Origin of the sequence: Pleomorphomonas sp. T1.2MG-36 (genome assembly GCF_950100655.1) — a bacterium.
Classification (GTDB): Bacteria; Pseudomonadota; Alphaproteobacteria; order Rhizobiales; family Pleomorphomonadaceae; genus Pleomorphomonas.
In genome coordinates, this window is record NZ_CATNLY010000001.1 from 221,685 (window position 1) to 240,892 (window position 19,208).

The following is a 19,208-nucleotide window of genomic DNA, read 5'->3' on the forward strand; positions in this document are numbered from 1 at the left end:
GGCAAGGACAACAATTTTCTAGGAGGCAAGGAAATGTCGCTCAAGGATATCACGCGGAAGCCCAAGATCGGCTTTCTCGGCATCATGCAGGAACTCTACGACAACACGCTGCCGAACATCACCAAGCGGCAGGAAGGCTATGCCCGCGAGGTTTCGGCCCGGCTCACCGGCGTTGCCGACGTGCTGTTCCCCAAGGCTGCTCGTTGCCGTGAAGACATTGAGGAAGTGCTGAAGATCTTCGCCGCCGAAGACGTCGACGGCATCATGATCGTCAACCTGACCTATGGTCCGGGCCTGCGCCTCGTCAACGCTTTCCGTGACGTGTCGCTGCCGCTGTTCCTTGCCAACATTCAGCCCGAGCCGCGCGTCACCAAGGCGTGGAACATGGACGACCTGACCTACAATCAGGGTGTCCATGGCGTGCAGGACACGGCCAACTCGCTGATCCACCTCGGCAAGCAGTTCTCTGTCTGGTCGGGCGACTGGAAGGACGACGAGTTCGTCAAGGCCTTCGACGTGTTCGCCTCCGCGGCCCACGCCGTCGCCGTGATGAAGGAGACCAAGGTCGCCGTCTTCGGCCGCATGCCTGGCATGGGCGACATCCTGACCGACCCGCACACCTTCATGCGCGTCATCGGCCCGCAGGTCGACCATATCGGCATGGGCTCGATCGCCGCCGAGATGGACAAGGTCAACACTCAGGACATCCAGGCCGTTATCGCCTACTGCAAGGCGAACTTCGACATGGATCCGAAGCTGACCCAGCCGCAGCTTGAGGAAGCCGCCAAGATTCAGGTCGCGATCACCAAGGTGCTCGAGGCCGGCGGTTATGACGCCTTCTCGCTCTACTTCAACGAGATCGGTCTCGACGGTCGCTTCAAGCAGACCCACATGATGGCCGCCTCGAACCTGATGGCCGACGGCTACGGCTATGCCGCCGAGGGCGACACCAACTGCGCCTCGCTGATGGTCGCCGCCCGCGCGCTTCAGGCCGATCCCCAGTTCACCGAAATGTACGCCATGGACTTCGAGCTCGATGCGGCTCTCCAGAGCCACATGGGTGAAGGCAACTGGAAGGTCGCCCGCAAGGACAAGAAGCCGCGCCTCATCGACCGTCCGCTCGGCATCGGTGGCCTCGACAATCCGCCGACCGTCCTGTTCCAGGGCGAGCCCGGCCCGGCCACGCTGGTCAGCCTCGTCTCGCTCGGCGCCGACAAGTACCGCCTCGTCGTGTCGCAGGGTGAAATCCTCGACACCGAGGAACTGCCCACCGTCGAGATGCCCTACTTCTTCTTCAAGCCGGCCACCGGCGTGAAGGAGTGCCTCAACGGCTGGCTGAAGAACGGCGGCACGCACCACCAGGTCCTGCATCTCGGCGACACCCGCGCCAAGTGGAAGGCCTATTGCGATCTCGTCGGCATTCAGTACGTCGAGGTCTGATCCCCGCTCCTCCCAAGCAAGCGGAACTGGGCCGGCGAAAGCCGGCCCTTTTGTTTGGCCCAAAGGCTAGCCGGTGATCTCCGTCACCGATGCCGGCCATCGCCAGAATCCATTTGCGCTCGCGTGTCCGAACGGCATTAATCTCCCCCTGAAATTAAAGCCGAAAGGCCAATTACTCGGGGAGAGAAGTCATGCAGTACCGCACGTTCGGACGTCTGCCGGTCGAGGTATCCGACATCGGCTTTGGCGCTTGGCAGATCGGCGGCGCCTGGGGCGAGGTGACGGAGGCCGACGGACGGGCGGCCCTTGAGGCCGCCCTTGAAGCTGGTGTCACCTTCATAGATACGGCCGACGTCTATGGCGACGGCCGATCCGAGCGCATCATCGCCTCGGTGCTGAAGGAGTGGACGGGCAAGCGCCCCTATGTGGCCACCAAGGCCGGCCGCCGCCTCAATCCACACGTCGCCTCCGGCTACACGCCGGAGAATATCGAGGCCTTCATCGATCGCAGCCTGGTCAATCTCGGCGTCGAGACGCTCGACCTCGTGCAGCTCCACTGTCCGCCGACCGAGGTGCTCTACACCCCCGCCCTGTTCCACGGGCTGGAGGCAATCAAGGCCAAGGGCAAGATTCGAAACTACGGCGTATCGGTCGAGAAAGTCGAGGAAGCGCTGAAGGCGATCGAGTACCCCGGCGTCGTCTCGATCCAGATCATCTACAACATCTTCCGCCAGCGGCCGGATCGCCTGTTCTTCGAGGAAGCCAAGAAGCGCGGCGTCGCCGTCATCGTGCGCGTGCCCCTCGCGTCCGGTCTGCTCTCGGGCAAGATCACGGCCGACACGAAGTTCGCCGCCGACGATCATCGCCTGTTCAACCGGCATGGCGAAGCTTTCGACGTCGGCGAAACCTTTGGCGGCGTGCCCTTCGAGGTCGGGCTGCAGGCCGTCGAGGAGATTCGGCAGCTGGTTCCGGTTGGCCAGAGCATGGCCGCCTTTGCGCTGCGCTGGATCCTGATGTCCGACGCCGTCAGCGTCGTCATCCCCGGCGCCCGCAACGCCGCCCAGGCCCGTGGCAACGCTGCCGCTTCCGACCTTCGCGCCATACCTGCCGACGTCATGGCGGCGACGCGGGACATCTATGCCCGGCTCGTTGCTCCCCACGTTCACCAGCGTTGGTAACGGCTTCGGCGACACTTTGGCTTGCGGCGGAAAGACACGCGATTTCCGCCGCTTGCCTTTGGGTTCCATCGGTTTGGCGATGCCGCACTTAAACGGGCGATCCTGCACAGAACATCGACCGGACAGGCACCGCCGGGGCTTGACCCAGTGCCGCAGAATCTCTAGACAACTTCGCAACGGAGCTGTGGCCGAGAGGCTGAAGGCACTGGTTTGCTAAACCGGCGTACGGGCTTAAACCCGTACCGAGGGTTCGAATCCCTCCGGCTCCGCCATAAACACCTGATTTATCGATATTATCTCGTTCAACTTCGCTCCGGATGCGACTGTTTCCGGCGTTTCTCGGTGTCACGATCGCTTTACGATGCGACGGGCCGAAGCTTTCAGCTTGCTGCTCATTTGCAATTCGGATGTATTGGCAACAGCGCCCATCGTTCATGAGGTCGATTGTTGACAGCGCCCGCACTTGAGATCGAGTCACTCAGCCGCCGTTTCGGCGAGACGGCTGCTGTGTGGAATGTCAGTCTTTCGATCGAGCGAGGAACGCTGGTTTGTCTTGCCGGGCATTCCGGCTGCGGCAAGTCGTCGCTTCTGCGCCTCGTTGCCGGCGTCGACGTGCCCGACGCGGGCATCATCCGAATCGACGGCGAGGAAGTGGCGGGAGCCAGGCGGTTCGTCGAGCCGGAACGGCGGCGCGTCGGGTTCGTGTTCCAGGACTACGCGCTGTTTCCTCACCTGACCGTTCAGGAAAACGTCCGGTTCGGCCTGAGGGGCATGACGAAAAACGAAGGCAACCGCCGGGTGGGAGATATGCTCGACCGCGTCGGGCTTGGTGGCCATGCCGATCGCTACCCGCACGAGCTGTCCGGTGGAGAACAGCAACGGGTAGCCTTGGCGCGGGCATTGGCACCCTCCCCTCGCCTGATTCTGATGGACGAGCCGTTCTCCAACCTCGATCGCGCGCTTAGGGAAGGCGTCCGGAGCGACACGTTGTCGCTGATCCGCGAGCTCGGCATCACCGCGATCATCGTCAGCCATGATCCGGAAGAAGCCTTGTCCTTGGGCGACAGGGTCGTGCTGATGCGGGCCGGCGAGATCGTCCAAACCGGAACCGCCTACGATCTTTACGATCGGCCGAATGGAACATATGCGGCCAGCTTTTTCGCGGCCTGCAACAACCTGCCCGGTCTCGTCCGCAATGGAACGATCGAAACGGCGATCGGCGTCCTCCCCCTCCGGGACCGCCTTCCCGATGGCGACCGCGTCGCCGTGCTGGTGCGTCCGTCGGCCATCGAAGTCGTTCCAGCCTGCGAGGGCGAGCGTCAGGCCTGCGAAGTGATGGCGCGCCAGATGCGGGGCGAGACGGAAGCCCTTTGGATCTCCGTGCCGGGTCTCGAGGCGCCGCTGGAGATCCGCTCCACGCGCCGACTGCCGGCCGGCGTGCGCCACGTTGCCATTCAGATGGTGCCGGAACAGGCCATGATCTTCAGGGCGTGAGACGCGCCGCGATGCCGAATCCGGCAGCACCCGGACGACGCTCCCAGCGGTCCCCGGGCGGTCTTCGCCGATTGGCGAGCTGCCACGCATTCACTCGATATGCCAATAAAAGCCGCTCTTTGTAATAAGAATAATTCTAATAATATGAGCTGTTTTCTCCTTCTCTCCCTGTCGAGTGAGCTTCAGGCCTAGGTGAGAAGGTTCCGTTGGCGCGGAAACCCCAGGAAAGGCTCTCATCGTCTGACGATTTGCCCCGTTTGTGAGCGACAGTTCTTGGGTGAATTCGAAAGGGTAGCCTGGATTCTGAATTTGACTATCATTTGCAAGTATGATTGCCTCCCGGTCGTCTGATATTGGGAGAACCAAACATGCGACAGATGCTCCTCGGCCTGACGGCGCTCGCCACCTTCGCAGCAGCCGGTCAAGCTGCCGCCGACGTCAACATTTACACGACGCGCGAACCGGGGTTGATCCAGCCGCTCATCGACAGCTTCAGCAAGACCACGGGCGTCACCGTCAACACCGTCTTTCTGAAGGACGGCCTCGCCGAACGCGTCGCCACCGAAGGCGAGAGTTCGCCGGCAGACATCCTGATGGCCGTCGATGCCGGCAATCTTGTCGACCTCGTCGACAAGGGCGTAACCCAGCCGATCGATTCTCAGGTCCTCAAGGACGCGGTGCCGGCCCAGCTCCGCGACGAGAACGATCACTGGTTCGGCCTCTCCTACCGCGCTCGCGTCATTTACGCGGCCAAGGATATCGACATCTCGACCTTCAATTACGAGGACCTGTCCGACCCCAAGTGGAAGGGCAAGGTGTGCATCCGGTCTGGCCAGCACCCCTACAACACCGCCCTGTTTGCCAGCCATATCGTCCATTACGGCGCCGAGGCCACCGAAACCTGGCTCACCGGTCTCAAGGCCAATCTCGCCCGCAAGGCGGCTGGTGGCGACCGCGACGGCGCCCGTGATATCCTCGGCGGCATCTGCGACATCGCCGTTGCCAACTCCTACTACGTCGGCCTGATGCGGTCGGGCAAAGGCGGGGAAGAGCAGGTGCAGTGGGGCGAGGCGATCAAGGTGATCCTGCCGACCTTCCGTGACGGTGGCACGCAGGTGAACATCTCGGGCGCCGCCGTCGCCAAGCATGCTCCCAACAAGGAAGAGGCCGTGAAGTTCCTGGAGTATCTCGTCTCCGACGAAGCACAGGAAATCTATGCCAAGGCCAACTACGAGTACCCCGTGAAGGCCGGCGTGGCGGCCGACCCGATCGTCGCCTCCTTCGGCGAGCTGGTTGTCGACAAGACGCCGCTGAGCGAGATCGTCAAGCATCGCAAGACGGCCAGTGAGCTGGTCGACAAGGTCGGCTTCGACAGCTGATTGGAGCGGGCGGGACGCATATGCGTTCCGCCCTTCCCCGCAAATGAGCGCTCTCGCAGAAACGTCCCTATCCGAGGCTATCCCGCGCCGTGCGTGGACGGGCTGGCATGTCACGGCCGGACTGACGTCCTTTCTTGCCCTGCTGCCGGTACTGGCGCTTGGCGCCGAAGCGGCACGAGGTTCGGCCGGGCTATGGTCGCATCTGGCCGGCACGGTCCTTCTCTCGGCACTCGCCGATACCATGGTGTTGCTCACCGGCGTCGCTCTGATTGCAGGTTGCCTGGGCGTGGCCCTCGCCTGGCTTGTCACGGCTTACGATTTTCCCGGCCGTCGCCTGCTTGAATGGGCGCTTCTGCTGCCGCTGGCCGTGCCGACCTACATCGTCGCCTACACTTATCTCGACATCCTGCATCCGATCGGAGCGGTTCAGGGCGCGATCCGCTGGTTCCTCGGCTACGCCGGGCCGCGCGAGTTTCGACTGCCCGATATCCGCTCGCTCACCGGCTGCGTGCTGCTGTTGTCGCTGGTGCTCTATCCTTACGTCTATCTGACCACGCGGGCGATGTTTCTCACGCAGTCGGCCAATCTCTGCGACGCCGCGCGCACCCTCGGCGTGCCGCGCCATCAATTGTTCCGGCGCGTGGCGCTACCGCTCGCCCGTCCGGCCATCGCCATCGGCGTCAGTCTGGCGTTGATGGAAGCGCTCAATGACGTTGGCGCCTCGGAGTTCCTCGGCGTCCGGACGCTGACGGTGTCGATCTACACGACCTGGGTCACCCGCAATGACCTCGCCGGGGCCGCGCAGATCGCCCTTCTGCTTCTTGTCATCGTCGTTGCGCTCGTCTCGTTCGAGCGCTGGGCGCGACGTCGGCAAGGCTATGCGGCGAGCGCGCGCAGTCGGCCGATGGCGCCCGTCGAGTATCGAGGCGTTCGGGGGGCTGGGCTTCTCGTGTTGGGCTCGCTGCCGGTGTGTCTCGGGTTCGCGGTACCCGCCGGTTACCTCGCCCTGGAGGCCTTCAAGCGCTGGCAATTTGCCGGTCTGTCGCCGCGCCTCGTCTATGAAGCGCTGAACACCGTTCTTTACGCGGGCGGAGCAACGGTGCTGACCCTCATCGCTGGTGTTACGGCCGCTTTCGCATTGCGCCTGTCGTCGGGGCGGCTATCTCCCCTGCTCTACCGTCTGTCGACGATCGGCTATGCCATGCCGGGCACGGTGGTCGCCATCGGCGTGCTGCTCGTCGTGGCTCCGGTCGACCGCTTTATCGACGGCACATCGAAGCAATGGTTCGGCATGTCCACCGGGCTGCTCTTCATCGGATCGGGCGCGGCGCTGGTCTATGCCTACGCCGTTCGCTTCCTGGCCATCACCGCCGGCAGTGCCGATGCCGGCCTTGCCCGCGTACCGCGATCTCTCGATGACGCGGCGCGCACGCTCGGCTGCACGGCAGGCGGCGCGTTGCGCGCCGTGCATCTGCCGTTGACGCGCGCCTCCCTCTCTGCCGGCGCGCTCCTGGTCTTCGTCGACTGCGTCAAGGAGCTGCCGGCGACCTTGCTGCTGCGCCCGCTCAACTTCGAGACGTTCGCCACTCATCTTTACGGCGAAGCGGCACGCGGCACCTACGAAGAAGCCTCGATCGCGGCGCTGGCCATCGTCGCCGTCGGCATATTGCCTGTCGTCGTGCTGTCGAGGATTGGGCGAAGGGCATAACGTTCGTTGTGCGAGATGAGCTCAGATCTGAATCGCGGGAATGACGGTCGACGGACGAACGATCTCGTCCTGGGCGGCAATCAGCACGATCTCGCGGCTGCCGGCCTCGACGGTCCGGCTGAGCAGCCCAAACACCGAGGATACCGAGCGGGACAATGCCTCCGGTACCGAGCGCGTCGCCAGCCAGTGCACGTAGAACAACGCCGCGATGGCATCTCCTGCGCCATTGATCGAGAGCGGCAGTCGCTGCGAGCGGGCAAGCCATAAGTTGCTGCCGTCGGACGCCACGATATCGAGCGCATCATCCGGCGTGCTGTCGACGATCAGCGACGTGACCAGCGCCACCTTGGGGCCGAGCGCATGCAGGTTGGCGACCGATGCCTTCACCGCGTCCATGGTCGTCGATGGCCGGCCGACCAGAAACTCCAGTTCGAAGTGGTTGGGAGTGACGAGGTCCGCCGCGGGGACCGCTTGGTCGCGGAAAAACTCGGGGACGCCGGGACGCACGAAAACGCCTCGCCCGACGTCGCCGATCACCGGATCGCAAGCGTAGGCCGCCCTTGGATTGGCGTCTCGCACCAGTTTGACGGCCCTCAGGATCGAGTCGCCGATGCCGGGTGCGCCGACATAGCCCGACAGGACGCCGTCGCAGTTGCCCAGCACGCCGCGCTCGGAAATGCCGTCGACGCAATCGTCGATCAGCGAACTGTCGAACACCTGCCCTTTCCACGAACCGTAACCGGTATGGTTGGAAAACTGGACGGTATGGATCGGCCAAACCTCATGTCCGAGACGCTGCATGGCGAACGCTGCCGAAGCATTGCCGACATGGCCATAGGCGACGTGGGACTGGATGGACAGAATGTTCATGGCTGGCACTTCGAAAGGGCGTTGCTGACCTGCGCCATCGGCGCAAGCGTCCCGCTCACGGCGGAACGGTTCCGGCCACTTTCAGGCAACGAGCGGAGTCGCGCAAGCCGATCGCGGATGCCACCGACCAGGATAGGTCAGGTCATTTCAGGCGGCTGCTGTGGCGCAGGACAAGACCCGCCGCGCCGAGGCAGTTGTCGTTGTCGAGGAACCTGCCAGCCTTGAACACCGGATAGTGGATCTCGTCCACGTCGTCGCGCTTGACGAAGGAGTGCTTCTCGTAGCTGGCGCGCAGCGGCGCCAGCAGCAGTTCGCCGGCGCTGGCCAGGATGCCCGATATGATGAACAGTGGCGGATTGATCATGGCGCCGACCATGCTGAGCCCCCGGCCGGCCGCCTCGCCGGCATCGGCGAGGAGGCGCCGGAACCCCGTATCCCCCTGTACGGCTCGTGCGACGATCTCAGTGACCGGTATGGATCGGCCAAGCCAATCGGCGGCCATTTTCGAAACGAAACCGGCCCCACAGTAAAGCTCGAGGCATCCCCGGTTGCCGCACCGACAAAGCGGCCCATGGGGATCGACGACGATGTGCCCCATTTCGCCAGCCGAACCGGAGGCGCCGACGAGCCCCTTACCGTCGATGACGACAGCGCCGCTGACGGCCTGGTTCAGCTTCAGCAACACGAAGTCGCTACACCCGCTGGCGGCGCCCCACATCATCTCGGCCAACGCCGCACAGTTGCTCTCGCTGTCGGCGAAGATCGGCTTTTCCAGAACCGGCTGAAAGGCGTCTCGAAAATCGGTGCCTTGCCAACCGGGCAAAGCAGAAGAGCGCATGACGCGGCCATCGGGGGCCAGCGGTGCCGAAAGGGCGAACCCGATGCCGATCAGGCTGGCATAGGCAAGGCTGTGCTCCTTGTAGAGCGTGTCGACGGCGTGCTTGACGACGCGGGCGGCCTTGGTGGGCGAATACTCCCGCTCGACCGGCATGGCGAGGTCGGCCACCACGTTGTGCGCCACGTCCGCCACGATCACCCTGATCTCGTCCACGTCCAGCAAGGCGCCGACACAGGTACCCGCTTCGGGGTTGAGGGAGTGGGCGACGGCCGGCCGGCCGGGACCGGGGTTGCGAACCTCCATTTCCACCACGAGATTCGACCGCTTCAGGTCGGCAAGAATGGTGGACACGGTCGATCGGGCAAGGCCCGTGTTGCGGGCGATCTGCGAGGTGCTCACTGCCCCATGTCCGCTTAGGGCTCTCACCACTTTCACAACCGGCGAGTCCAGCTCGCGGCCATAGAGCAGCCCCTCGAGTTCGCTGGTGAGCATGTTGGCCAATTTCGTCTCCACCGAACTTAAGGGATACTGTTCGCCGACGATTTAACGTCCTCTGTGACAAAACGGTAGTGCCGTGCCTTTTTGCCGTCAATCACATAATAGGGGCATTCCGAGTCCGAAAAATCTTATTTCCCACGGGCATATGGGTGAACTCAATCATATGACCCCTAAATTCGGCGTAAATGCCGCCCTGAATGACTGCTAATTATGTCATAAACGACAAAATGATCCTTGACAGAGGGTAAAGGCGAGCCATACTCCGTAATCAGTCGCGTTAGAAACGACTGGGAGGAATGCCATGACAATGAAATCTGCTGCCGCGCGCGCCGCACTGGTCGGCGGGCTGCTGCTGACCGGGACCAGCCTGGCCTCGGCTGAGACCCTCACGTTCTGGATGCTGAACTATAGCTCTCAAGCTTCAGCCGATATCTGGGCCAAGCTCGTATCCGACTTCGAGGCTGCCAACCCTGGCACCAAGGTCACTATCGTCAACCGCGGCACCGACGACCACAAGACGGCCATCCGCGTCGCTGCCGGTACCGACAAGGGCCCGGATATCTATTTCATGTGGGCCGGTCTGGGCCTCGGAGGCGAGTATGTGAAGGCTGGCCTCAGCCTGCCGCTCGACAAGTACTACGAGAAGTACAAGTGGGACGATGAGCTGATGCCGGCGGCACTTTCGTTCTCGCGCATGTACGCCGGCGGCCGCCACGGAGTACCGTCGACCTTCCGCGGTGAGGCGCTCTATTACAACAAGGCGCTGTTCGAGAAGGCCGGCATCACCTCGCTCCCGGCGAACTATGATGAGATGGTCGCCAGCGCCGAGAAGCTGAAAGCGGCAGGCATCCCGGCAATTACTTTTGGCGGCACCGTCAACTGGCACGTCATGCGCCTGATGGACGTCATACTCGAATCGAAATGCGGCGCCGAAAAGCACGACGCGCTGAAGGAAATGACTGCCAAATGGTCCGAAGAGGCCTGCGCGGCGGCCTCCTTCACGGAACTCGAGAAGTGGGGCGAGAACTACATCCTGTCGCCGTTCATGGGCATCGACGACTCTCAGGCGTTCAACCTGTTCGTTGCCGATCGCGCCGCGATGGTTCTTGAAGGCGACTGGCTGGTGGGCATGCTGGACGAGGCCGGCAAGCTTGACGATATCGACTTCTTCCCCTTCCCGACCGGAACCAACCGCCTCTATGGCTTCGCCGACTACAACTACGTGAGTTCGAAGAGCAAGAATCCTGACCTTGCCGCGAAGTTCCTCGACTACCTCGCTTCGACGCCGGTCCAGCAGGAAGCGCTGGGCTCGTTCGGCACGACGTCGGTGAACAAGAATGTCGTCTACGGCGAAATGCGGCCGCTCGACAAGAAGTGGCTCGACGTCTTCAACACCTACAGTGAGGTCTACCTCAACGGCGACCAGGCCTTCCCGCTCGATGTGACGACGGAGTATTTCCGCGTCATCAACGAGGTGGTGAGCGGCAACATGACGCCCGCCGATGCCGTCAAGGCGATGCAGACGTTCATCGACAACAAGGGCTGATCCTCCCTCCACAGCCCGATGCGGCCGGCCCCAGTTGTGCCGGCCGCTCTTCGTTCACGACGCGGCGAGGAGGTGTGCCGTGGCCAATAGAGCCATCCTGTCAGATACCCGCATCCATACCGCGCTTCTCCTGGGGCCGGCCCTGATCATCTATGTCGTCTTCGCCGTTTTTCCGATGCTTGACGTCATCTGGCTGAGCGCCTTCAAGTGGAACGGCCTCGACCCGGTGAAGGAGTATGTCGGCGCGACCAATTACGTCGACATCTTCACCAAGGATCCGGTGTTCTGGGTGGCCTTCAGGAACACCGTCATCTGGACCGTCCTGTCGGTTTCCATTCCGCCGATGGTCGGGCTCGCGCTGGCGCTGGGCCTCAACCAGCCGATCTTCGGCCGCAATTCGCTTCGCGCCGTCTACTATCTCCCGGTCATCATCGCCCCGATCGCCGTCGCGACCATGTGACGTTGGATGTACAATCCATTCTTCGGCCTGTTCGGCCAGATCATGACCTTGCTCGGCCTTGGCGCCTATGTGCCGGACTGGCTCGGCAGCCGCGACGTGGCGCTCTACTCGGCCTTTGCCGCCCACGTCTGGCAGTCGGTCGGCTTCTCGATGGTGCTTTTCCTCGCCGGCCTGCAAGAGGTCAACAGGTCGCTGGTCGAAGCTGCGCGCATCGACGGTGCCGGCCGTTGGGCCGTGTTCCGCTACGTGACGCTGCCTGCGCTGCGTACGACGCTGACCATCGTGCTGGTGCTCGCCATCATCTCTTCGCTCAAGGCCTTCGATATCGTCTATGGCCTTACCGGCGGCGGCCCCGCGCAGTCGACGCAGATGCTGGCACTCTGGGCTTTCACCCAGTCGATGCAGATCTTCGATTTCGGTCGCGGCAGTGCCATCTCCGTCGTCCTGCTCGCCGTAACGCTCGCCGTCGTCATTCCATACATGCGCTGGAGCCAGAAGCGCGAGGAGGCCGCGCAATGACGTCCAACCCGGCCCCCTTCGCCGACGAGACCATCATCAAGCCGCCGCGCGACTGGGTGCTGGTCGGCCTGTGGATCTCGCTGGTCGTCGTCGCGGCGATCTGGATCGCCCCCTTCGTCTTCATCGTCTTCACTTCGCTCAAATCGACGGCGCAGGTGACGACGACCAGCGCCTTCGCGCCGCCGGCGGACCCGCAGTTTGTCAACTACGCCAAGGCCTGGGCGCGTGGTCGCTTCGATATCACCTTCGTCAACTCGGCGATCATCACCGCCATCAAGGTACCGCTCGGTCTCTTTCTGTCGGCCATGGCTGCCTATGCACTGGCCAAGATACCGATGCGTTTCGGAAAACTGATCCTGCTGCTGATCCTGTTCGGAACCATGATCCCGTTCCAGGTAATGCTGGCGCCGATCTTCACGCTGGTGAACGGCCTGGGGCTGATCGATACCTATCCCGGCGTCATCCTGCCCTATCTGGCCTTCGGCATACCCTACCAGGTGTTCATCCTGCACGGCTTTTTCCGGAACATCCCGCAGGAACTCAGCGAAGCGGCTCGCATCGACGGCGCCTCTCACTTCGTGACCTTCCGGCGCGTGTTCCTGCCGGTATCCCTGCCGGTAATGGCGGCTCTGTTCATCCTCGACTTCGTTGCTACCTGGAACGAGTTCGCCATGGCGCTCGTCCTGCTGCAGGATCGGGAGATGTGGACCTTGCCGCTCGGCCTTTCCGCCTTCCAGGGGCAGTTCTCGCGCGACTACGGCCAGCTCAACGCGGCGATCGTCATGACCGTGCTGCCCGCCACCATCGTCTACCTGATCTTCCAGCGCTATTTCGTGTCCGGCCTGACGTCCGGCGCCGTCAAGGGCTGAAGCCTCAACCGGGAAAACAAGAGTATGTCCAAGCAGAACGTGTCCAAGTGGGATCTCTTTGAGGCCAGCTTCAGCGGCCCCGAGGCCGGGAACCCTTACCTCGGCGTCAGCTTCGAGGCGTTTTTCAAACAGAACAGCCGCGTCGTGCGGGTGCCTGGCTTCTACGACGGGGCTGGCACCTACAAGGTGCGCTTCATGCCCGACAACGAAGGCGAATGGACCTACACCACCATTTCCAACGTTGCCGCACTCGACGGGCAGACTGGCGCCTTCAGCGTCAAGGCGCCGGCGGCGGGGTGTCACGGTCCCGTCCATGTCGCCAATCAGTTTCATTTCGCCTACGTCGACGGCACGCCTTATCTCCCGTTCGGCACGACGAGCTACGCCTGGACGCATCAGCCTCTGGAATTGCAGGCCGAAACGTTGAAAACGCTGGCCGGCACGCGGTTCAACAAGATGCGCATGACCGTCTTCCCGAAGGACTATCCGTTCAACGTCAACGAACCGCTGTTCGACATTTTCGAGCGCGACGAAGAGGGCGAACTCGATTTCGATCGGCCGAACCCGCTCGCCTTCCGTCATTTCGAAACGCAGGTAGCCGCCCTTTGTGATCTCGGCATTGAAGCCGATATCATCATCTTCCACCCCTACGATCGTTGGGGGTATTGCGAGATGTCGGCCGAACAGGATTATCGCTTCGTCGCCTACCTCACCGCACGCCTTGCCGCCTACCGGAACGTCTGGTGGTCGCTCGCCAACGAATACGACTTCCTGCTCAACTCGAAGCCGATGTCGCAGTGGGACCGCTATTTCCAGATTATCGAGGAAAACGACCCCTACCGGCATCTCAAGTCGATCCACAACGGCGACGTCAAGGCCAACTACGACCATCGCAAGCCCTGGGTGAGCCATGTCTGCATCCAGAACTGGGACGTCAAGCGCACCCAGGAGTGGCGCGATGCCTATGGCAAGCCGGTGGTCAATGACGAGCCGGAGTACGAGGGCAACATCCTTCTGTCCTGGGGCAACATTTCGGCAGAGGAGCTCGTCCACCGCTACTGGATCACGCTGTTGCGCGGCGGTTACGCGGGCCACGGCGAAACCTTCATGCACCCGGAGGACATCCTGTGGTGGGCCAAGGGCGGCGTGCTGCACGGGGAGGCCTGGACGCGGATCGGCTTCCTGCGCGATCTTCTGGAGCAGGACGTGAAGAAAGGCCTCACGCCTCTCGCCCCATCCGACAACTGGCCGTGGAGCCGCGTTTCCGGCGCCAGCGACGGCGACGTCGTCTACATCTATCTCGGCGAGCATCAGCCGGTCATCTGGGCGCCGGGGCTGCCGACCGAGCCCGGCGACTACGAGGTGGATGTGATCGACACCTGGAACATGACGGTCATTCCGGCCAAGATCGTCGATGCGCCGGCCAACCATCCCACCCGGCATGGTGCGCAGACGCGGCCGAGGCGGCCGGACGCGGTGTTTGCCGTCGAACTGCCCGGCAAGCCGCATCTCGCCATCCGCGTTCGTCGACGCCGTTGAGGAGAAAGCAATGGCCAGCGTAACGATCAGCAACGTTCGCAAGAACTATGGCGCCGTCTCCGTCATCCACGGCGTCGACATCGACATCCGTCACGGCGAGTTCGTTGTGCTCGTTGGCCCATCGGGGTGCGGCAAGTCGACGCTCCTGCGCATGATAGCCGGCCTGGAGAATATCTCCGCCGGCACCATCGCCATCGACGACAGGGTCGTGAACCATCTGGAGCCCAAGGACAGGGACATCGCCATGGTGTTCCAGAACTACGCCCTTTACCCGCAGATGACCGTCGCCCAGAACATGAGCTTCGCGCTGGAGCTTGCAAAGGTCGACAAGGCGACGATCCGGAAGAAGGTGGATGCCGCCGCCGCCATCCTCGGCCTGGAGCCGTTGCTCGGCCGCAAGCCCGCACAGCTGTCCGGCGGCCAGCGCCAGCGCGTTGCCATGGGACGGGCTATCGTCCGCAATCCCAAGGTTTTCCTGTTCGACGAGCCGCTCAGCAATCTCGACGCCAAGCTGCGCGTTGCCATGCGCGCCGAGATCAAGGGGTTGCACCAGCGGCTGGGTACGACGGTCGTCTACGTCACCCACGACCAGATCGAAGCCATGACCATGGCCGACAAGATCGTGGTGCTGAATGCCGGACGCGTCGAGCAGATCGGGACTCCGCTCGAACTCTACGACCGTCCCGTCAACCGCTTCGTTGCCGGGTTCATCGGATCGCCGGCCATGAACTTCATTCGCGGTACGCTCCAGGCTGGCCAGGCCGGTCTGAAGATCGCCTCGGGGGCTGTCATGGCCGTCGGGGCCTATCCGTCGGAGTTTGCGGGACGGGAAGTGGAAGTCGGCATCCGTCCGGAGCACATCCAGATCGCCGCTGCCGCCGGCTTCGATGCCCAAGTCGAGGTGGTCGAGCCGACCGGCTCGGAAACGCATGTCGTTATCGACGCCGGTGGCGAAAAGCTGGTCGCCCTCATCCGCCGTCGAATGTCGATATCGGTGGGCGACAGGCTTCCCGTCGTCTTCGAGGACGGACAGGCACATCTTTTCGACGCCGATAGCGGCCAACGGCTCAACGTCGAGGCGGCGTCGCGCTGAGCGAGAGCCGCCTTGCCGGCGGATGTCGGTTTGGACCCAAAACGAAGGCGCCGGAAACTTTCGCCCCGGCGCCAGGAAGTAAAACGACAGACCTCGTCCCGGAGCATCCTGGCCGCGTCGATCTCAAGACGGAGACAATGTCGGCGCGGACGCAAAATGCCGGACGCGTGGGCTCAGTGCAACTCGCCGATCACGGCCTCCGCGTTCGGTGCCATGATGGACGTGTCGAGACCGGCCTTTTCCATCTCGTCGATGACGGCGGCCAGAGCGAGGTCGAGGCAATAGGAGGTGAACTCCGCGTTCAAACTCTTCGACGTCTGCCGGGCATAGATGATCAGGCGCGCAAGGGCGGCAAATTCTTCTGTATCGGCCAAGATGGCCTTGTCGGCGGTTCTATCCAGCATCTCAGTACCCTTCCTTGCCCACGAAACTGCGACAACGGAGGGGACATAACCAAGCCGACCGTGACAGGGCCGTTACAGGCGAGATACATGGGGCTACCTCTGGGTAGCAAGCATGTCGAAATATGACGTATGCGAGAACTCCCACGTCGGCGCCCCAACAGAGCGCACGTCATCGGCCTTTTCCACTGCCTTCACAAGCGCCGCCGCGTCGATGGCTTTCTGGTCGACACGAAAGCGCCGCACCAGGACGCCGATGTCAACGCGCTCGTCCGGAGAGAGCATCGCCGTGGCGAGGATCGCTCTCCAGGTCCGTTCCTTGTAGAAAATGGAAGACGCCGCTTCCAACAGCGCCTCTCGTTGGTGGTCACCGATCTGACCGGCTCCAAGCAGGCGGTCGAGCGTCGCCCGGATGTTGACCAAGGGTTCCGACAGCGGCGCATAGCCGAGCTCCCGCGGCGCGTGCAGAAGCGCCACCTCCGCGTCGTCCTCGACCAGACCTGCGGCATATGCTTCATAGATCGCACCAATGCCCGTCATGCCGAAAGCGGCGCATTCGGCGGCGCGTAGCGCGCCGATGCTCGCAGCTCCGAACAGACGCACACCACAAGACAGGGCGTGCAAGATTTCTTTGTGCCAGACCGCCGCCGTCGTTTCGAAATAGCCGTCGACAAGCCCGATGACGTTGGCGCCCTCCTCCACGGCCAGAAGGATGTCTCCTTTCGCCGCGGGAGGACGCAGTTGCGTACCCTGGGACATGCGGACATCGGCGCCATGGAACGAGGGACCAGCGAATATCAGCTTCATCGAAACACCAGAAGACGCGAGAGAGCCCTTGCACCGAACCGGCGCTGCCGCCGGCCCTCGGGATGTTCGAGACCCGACACGATCATCTTCACCACCGCGAAACGATCTTCCTCGGGGTTCATGCGAACGGCAATGACGCGGCCTATCCGCCTGTCCCGCAGCCGGTCGAGAACGTACGCCAGCATCGTCTCCACGTCGTCGCCGGGAGGACACAAGTTGCTGGAAATGCGCCCACGAGGACCGAGGCGCAGCTTCTGGCGGAGATAGTCCGACGCCTGGCTCAGGTAGACGTCATCCTCGACATCATCGCGCGTGCCGGTGATCAGGGTCAGGCGCGACTGGACGGCTTCCGTGATGGCGCGGAGCGCAGCGCGATAGGCAACGGGATGAGTTCCGCTGCCCATCGTCACATCGATATAGCGCAGGGATCGGCGCTCCAGCGCCTCGGCCGGCGACATCAGGACCGAAAAGGTCGGCACGCCCAGATCGCTGGTCATGTCGAAGAGCTGGAGTCGAAATCCGGCGCGCTCTATCCGGTCGGTGAGCGCGCTAACGACAGTGTCGCCGAAATCGTTGGCGGATACGCAGGTCTCGGCTTGCTGCTCCACGCGCCCCAGCGACCAGAGAGTGTCGGCATCGCGCTCTATGCGTTCCAGCAAGCCATGGAAGATCGCCTCGGTCTCCGTGTTGCCGGATGCGAGCCCGTCGGACGACTGCCAGAAATGCGAGGGGCGAGTGAAGTCGAGCAGAACGGCATCGAACGGAACCCAGACGACCGCGCCGTCCATCAGGTCTCGTCCTGCGACCCAGTTCAACCGGCAAGCACGATCCATCGGCTGATGGCCGATCGCGATGAGGTCATCGAGCGGATCGCAGTGCTCGCCGGCCCTGAGAAGCTCATCGGCTGAAGCCGCCCGAGCCGGCAGGCGCGGCCGCTCCGCGCAAGCCCGCTCGAGGGCTTCCATGACGGCCGAAGCCTTGGCGTCGATGTCGGTGATGCCCTTGCCCTGATGAACGGAAAGCGCACGGGCATTCGGGCGCAAGGCGTTCCAGACCGGAACGCCGATCCGGTCCAGGCCGGTCACCTTGGCGATACGCGTGACTCCATGCTCGGCAAGAGCGGGCGTCACGCGTGCCAAGGTTTCTTCCGGACGGCACATGCGGTCCGAATAGGTATGTCCGTTGGATGTCACTTAGGTCGGACCGCAGGCGCGTTTAGCCGTTGAGACGGCCCGAATAGGCACTGAGACGACCGGAGAACGCCTCGCCGTTTCCTGCGAATGCCTCATCGCCGCTGTCGAGCGCCACGGCCAGATCGACGCCGGCCACGAGCTTTGCGCCCTTGTCACGGGCGGTCTTGGAAAAATCGAACGGCTCCTTGGCGGTATCCGGCAGAGCGGACACCGTTCCGTTCTCGAAATCGACAAGCCAATAGCCGGACTCACCAGAGATACCCAGAACTGCCAACTTAGCCATGTTCGTCTCTCCTCAAAAACGGGCGTCACCTGAAGCCCGATCTGCGCAGGCCGTCTCGAAACATGTCCATCTTCCACTTTTCGCGGATGGGCACCTTCTTCAGCCAATCGTCGACGGTAAAGTCGGGATAGATAGCGAGCGTCCGGCGCATTTCCCTCTTGGCATTGCGCTGATCGCCGAGCATGGCGTAGGCCGCAGCCGCCAGCCGCCCCGCTTTCGCCTGATCCGCCATGCGGCCGATGCAGGCGATGGCCTCTCCAAACTCTTCCAGGAAAAAGTTCGCTCCGGCCGCCGTCCACCAATAGAGATCCGGGCACAGCGGATTGAGCTCGATCGCCCGCTTGATCTTGTCGAGGGCAAGGATGGGATCGGCCGCGTGGACCAGCGTGTCGGCGTGGTCGGCCATCAGGTCGGCGTGCGATGGCGCGCGGCTTTCCGCCTCCAGAAAGGCTTCCATGCTTTCGAAGAACTGCCCTTGATAAAGCTTGGCGACGCCGAGCTGGTGATAGCCGCCGGCATCGTCGGCGCCGATCCGGATCGCGTCCCGCGCATGAGCTTCCGCCGACAGAAGCAGTTCCTCATCGCCACGTGCCGTCAGGAGCCATTCGAGATGCTCGGTCCGCGCAAGTCCGGCGATGGCGGAGGCGTATTCCGACGTGTCGTGAAGGGCGGCGCGGAAGAACTTCCTGGCGCGGCGAATGCCGGGCAGATCGGCGACGGAAAGGCTGTGCTGGCCGAGAAGATAGTTCTGGTAGGCGGTCGGCTTCGACACCGTATGGATCTTGGCCAGTTCCTTCCTTTCGATCGAACCGGCGGTCTCCAGCACGATGCGGGCGACCAGCTCGCCATAGGTGTTGGGGAAATCGTCCGGGTGGCCGCGAAACTCTCCGACCAGAGAACCTCGTCGCCTGCAACATGGACGAGGGTCGCGTAGAGCGCCGCCTCGCCGGTCCGCTCCTGAAAGCGCGTCTCCAGAACGTAGGAAACATCGTACTGTCTCAGAAGGTCGATCTCCTCCGCCGCCATGGCGGCGATCCGCCTCGCGGTATAGGGAGCCACGATGGCCATCGTGCGGATTCGGCAGAGACCGATT

At 63.0% G+C, this 19,208-nt stretch carries 16 protein-coding genes, 1 tRNA gene and 1 pseudogene; 11 read left to right on the forward strand and 7 right to left on the reverse strand.

What is annotated here, in order from left to right; all coding sequences use genetic code 11:
* The first annotated feature begins 33 nt into the window (after positions 1-33).
* From QQZ18_RS01065 to QQZ18_RS01090, 6 genes are all read left to right on the forward strand, one after another.
* On the forward strand, positions 34-1,440 hold the full coding sequence (locus QQZ18_RS01065; RefSeq protein WP_284537425.1) for an L-fucose/L-arabinose isomerase family protein: 1,407 nt from the start codon (positions 34-36) through the stop codon (positions 1,438-1,440).
* 191 nt (positions 1,441-1,631) lie between these two features.
* On the forward strand, positions 1,632-2,618 hold the full coding sequence (locus tag QQZ18_RS01070) for an aldo/keto reductase (protein WP_284537426.1): 987 nt from the start codon (positions 1,632-1,634) through the stop codon (positions 2,616-2,618).
* Positions 2,619-2,796: 178 nt separating this feature from the next.
* A tRNA-Ser gene (locus QQZ18_RS01075) sits at positions 2,797-2,890 on the forward strand.
* Positions 2,891-3,065: 175 nt separating this feature from the next.
* Positions 3,066-4,112 (forward strand): ABC transporter ATP-binding protein, encoded by a 1,047-nt coding sequence (locus tag QQZ18_RS01080; protein ID WP_284537427.1) that lies wholly within the window; start codon positions 3,066-3,068, stop codon positions 4,110-4,112.
* A 368-nt stretch (positions 4,113-4,480) separates the two neighbouring features.
* A complete protein-coding gene (locus tag QQZ18_RS01085; protein ID WP_446728588.1) occupies positions 4,481-5,491 on the forward strand; it encodes a Fe(3+) ABC transporter substrate-binding protein in 1,011 nt (336 codons plus the stop codon).
* A 43-nt stretch (positions 5,492-5,534) separates the two neighbouring features.
* Positions 5,535-7,199 carry an ABC transporter permease gene (locus tag QQZ18_RS01090; RefSeq protein WP_284537428.1) on the forward strand — a complete coding sequence of 555 codons (1,665 nt, stop codon included), beginning with the start codon at positions 5,535-5,537 and terminating at the stop codon, positions 7,197-7,199.
* Between the two features lie 21 nt (positions 7,200-7,220).
* Here the strand turns inward: QQZ18_RS01090 and pdxY are convergent, their stop codons facing one another.
* Positions 7,221-8,069 carry a pyridoxal kinase PdxY gene (pdxY, locus tag QQZ18_RS01095; RefSeq protein WP_284537429.1) on the reverse strand — a complete coding sequence of 283 codons (849 nt, stop codon included), beginning with the start codon at positions 8,067-8,069 and terminating at the stop codon, positions 7,221-7,223.
* A gap of 142 nt (positions 8,070-8,211) precedes the next feature.
* The gene (locus QQZ18_RS01100) at positions 8,212-9,399 is read right to left on the reverse strand and encodes an ROK family transcriptional regulator (RefSeq protein WP_284538779.1); all 1,188 of its coding nucleotides are present in this window, start codon (positions 9,397-9,399) and stop codon (positions 8,212-8,214) included.
* 307 nt (positions 9,400-9,706) lie between these two features.
* On the opposite strand from QQZ18_RS01100, the gene QQZ18_RS01105 reads away from it, so the two are divergent.
* The 5 genes and pseudogenes from QQZ18_RS01105 to QQZ18_RS01125 all read left to right on the forward strand — a co-directional run bounded on the left by QQZ18_RS01105 (position 9,707) and on the right by QQZ18_RS01125 (position 15,431).
* Positions 9,707-10,951, forward strand: a complete 1,245-nt coding sequence (locus tag QQZ18_RS01105) for an ABC transporter substrate-binding protein (protein WP_446728589.1) — start codon at positions 9,707-9,709, stop codon at positions 10,949-10,951.
* Between the two features lie 79 nt (positions 10,952-11,030).
* Positions 11,031-11,930 (forward strand): annotated as a pseudogene (locus QQZ18_RS01110) (carbohydrate ABC transporter permease).
* Positions 11,927-12,799 carry a carbohydrate ABC transporter permease gene (locus tag QQZ18_RS01115; RefSeq protein WP_284537430.1) on the forward strand — a complete coding sequence of 291 codons (873 nt, stop codon included), beginning with the start codon at positions 11,927-11,929 and terminating at the stop codon, positions 12,797-12,799. Before QQZ18_RS01110 ends, QQZ18_RS01115 begins: the two are co-directional and overlap by 4 nt.
* Positions 12,800-12,823: 24 nt before the next feature.
* A complete protein-coding gene (locus QQZ18_RS01120) occupies positions 12,824-14,338 on the forward strand; it encodes a DUF5060 domain-containing protein (RefSeq protein WP_284537431.1) in 1,515 nt (504 codons plus the stop codon).
* Between the two features lie 10 nt (positions 14,339-14,348).
* Entirely contained in the window at positions 14,349-15,431 is a 1,083-nt protein-coding gene (locus QQZ18_RS01125) for an ABC transporter ATP-binding protein (protein ID WP_284537432.1), read from the forward strand.
* A 173-nt stretch (positions 15,432-15,604) separates the two neighbouring features.
* On the opposite strand, the gene QQZ18_RS01130 is transcribed toward QQZ18_RS01125, so the two are convergent.
* From QQZ18_RS01130 to QQZ18_RS01150, 5 genes are all read right to left on the reverse strand, one after another.
* Entirely contained in the window at positions 15,605-15,835 is a 231-nt protein-coding gene (locus tag QQZ18_RS01130) for a hypothetical protein (protein ID WP_284537433.1), read from the reverse strand.
* Positions 15,836-15,928: 93 nt separating this feature from the next.
* Positions 15,929-16,639: a TfuA-like protein gene (locus QQZ18_RS01135; RefSeq protein ID WP_446728590.1), complete on the reverse strand. Its 711-nt coding sequence runs from the start codon at positions 16,637-16,639 to the stop codon at positions 15,929-15,931.
* On the reverse strand, positions 16,636-17,799 hold the full coding sequence (locus tag QQZ18_RS01140) for a YcaO-like family protein (protein WP_284537435.1): 1,164 nt from the start codon (positions 17,797-17,799) through the stop codon (positions 16,636-16,638). The genes QQZ18_RS01135 and QQZ18_RS01140 overlap by 4 nt, the downstream gene beginning before the upstream one ends.
* Positions 17,800-17,854: 55 nt before the next feature.
* On the reverse strand, positions 17,855-18,115 hold the full coding sequence (locus QQZ18_RS01145; protein ID WP_143741474.1) for a hypothetical protein: 261 nt from the start codon (positions 18,113-18,115) through the stop codon (positions 17,855-17,857).
* Positions 18,116-18,140: 25 nt separating this feature from the next.
* Positions 18,141-18,941: a tetratricopeptide repeat protein gene (locus QQZ18_RS01150; RefSeq protein WP_284537436.1), complete on the reverse strand. Its 801-nt coding sequence runs from the start codon at positions 18,939-18,941 to the stop codon at positions 18,141-18,143.
* Positions 18,942-19,208: the final 267 nt, after the last annotated feature.

Coding starts and splice junctions, on each gene's coding strand:
- QQZ18_RS01065 (WP_284537425.1), top strand. CDS start 34: ATGTCGCTCAAGGATATCACGCGGAAGCCCAAGATCGGCTTTCTCGGC.
- QQZ18_RS01115 (WP_284537430.1), top strand. CDS start 11,927: ATGACGTCCAACCCGGCCCCCTTCGCCGACGAGACCATCATCAAGCCG.
- pdxY (WP_284537429.1), bottom strand. CDS start 8,069: ATGAACATTCTGTCCATCCAGTCCCACGTCGCCTATGGCCATGTCGGC.
- QQZ18_RS01070 (WP_284537426.1), top strand. CDS start 1,632: ATGCAGTACCGCACGTTCGGACGTCTGCCGGTCGAGGTATCCGACATC.
- QQZ18_RS01100 (WP_284538779.1), bottom strand. CDS start 9,399: ATGCTCACCAGCGAACTCGAGGGGCTGCTCTATGGCCGCGAGCTGGAC.
- QQZ18_RS01120 (WP_284537431.1), top strand. CDS start 12,824: ATGTCCAAGCAGAACGTGTCCAAGTGGGATCTCTTTGAGGCCAGCTTC.
- QQZ18_RS01085 (WP_446728588.1), top strand. CDS start 4,481: ATGCGACAGATGCTCCTCGGCCTGACGGCGCTCGCCACCTTCGCAGCA.
- QQZ18_RS01135 (WP_446728590.1), bottom strand. CDS start 16,639: ATGAAGCTGATATTCGCTGGTCCCTCGTTCCATGGCGCCGATGTCCGC.
- QQZ18_RS01125 (WP_284537432.1), top strand. CDS start 14,349: ATGGCCAGCGTAACGATCAGCAACGTTCGCAAGAACTATGGCGCCGTC.
- QQZ18_RS01130 (WP_284537433.1), bottom strand. CDS start 15,835: ATGCTGGATAGAACCGCCGACAAGGCCATCTTGGCCGATACAGAAGAA.
- QQZ18_RS01145 (WP_143741474.1), bottom strand. CDS start 18,115: ATGGCTAAGTTGGCAGTTCTGGGTATCTCTGGTGAGTCCGGCTATTGG.
- QQZ18_RS01090 (WP_284537428.1), top strand. CDS start 5,535: ATGAGCGCTCTCGCAGAAACGTCCCTATCCGAGGCTATCCCGCGCCGT.
- QQZ18_RS01140 (WP_284537435.1), bottom strand. CDS start 17,799: ATGTGCCGTCCGGAAGAAACCTTGGCACGCGTGACGCCCGCTCTTGCC.
- QQZ18_RS01105 (WP_446728589.1), top strand. CDS start 9,707: ATGACAATGAAATCTGCTGCCGCGCGCGCCGCACTGGTCGGCGGGCTG.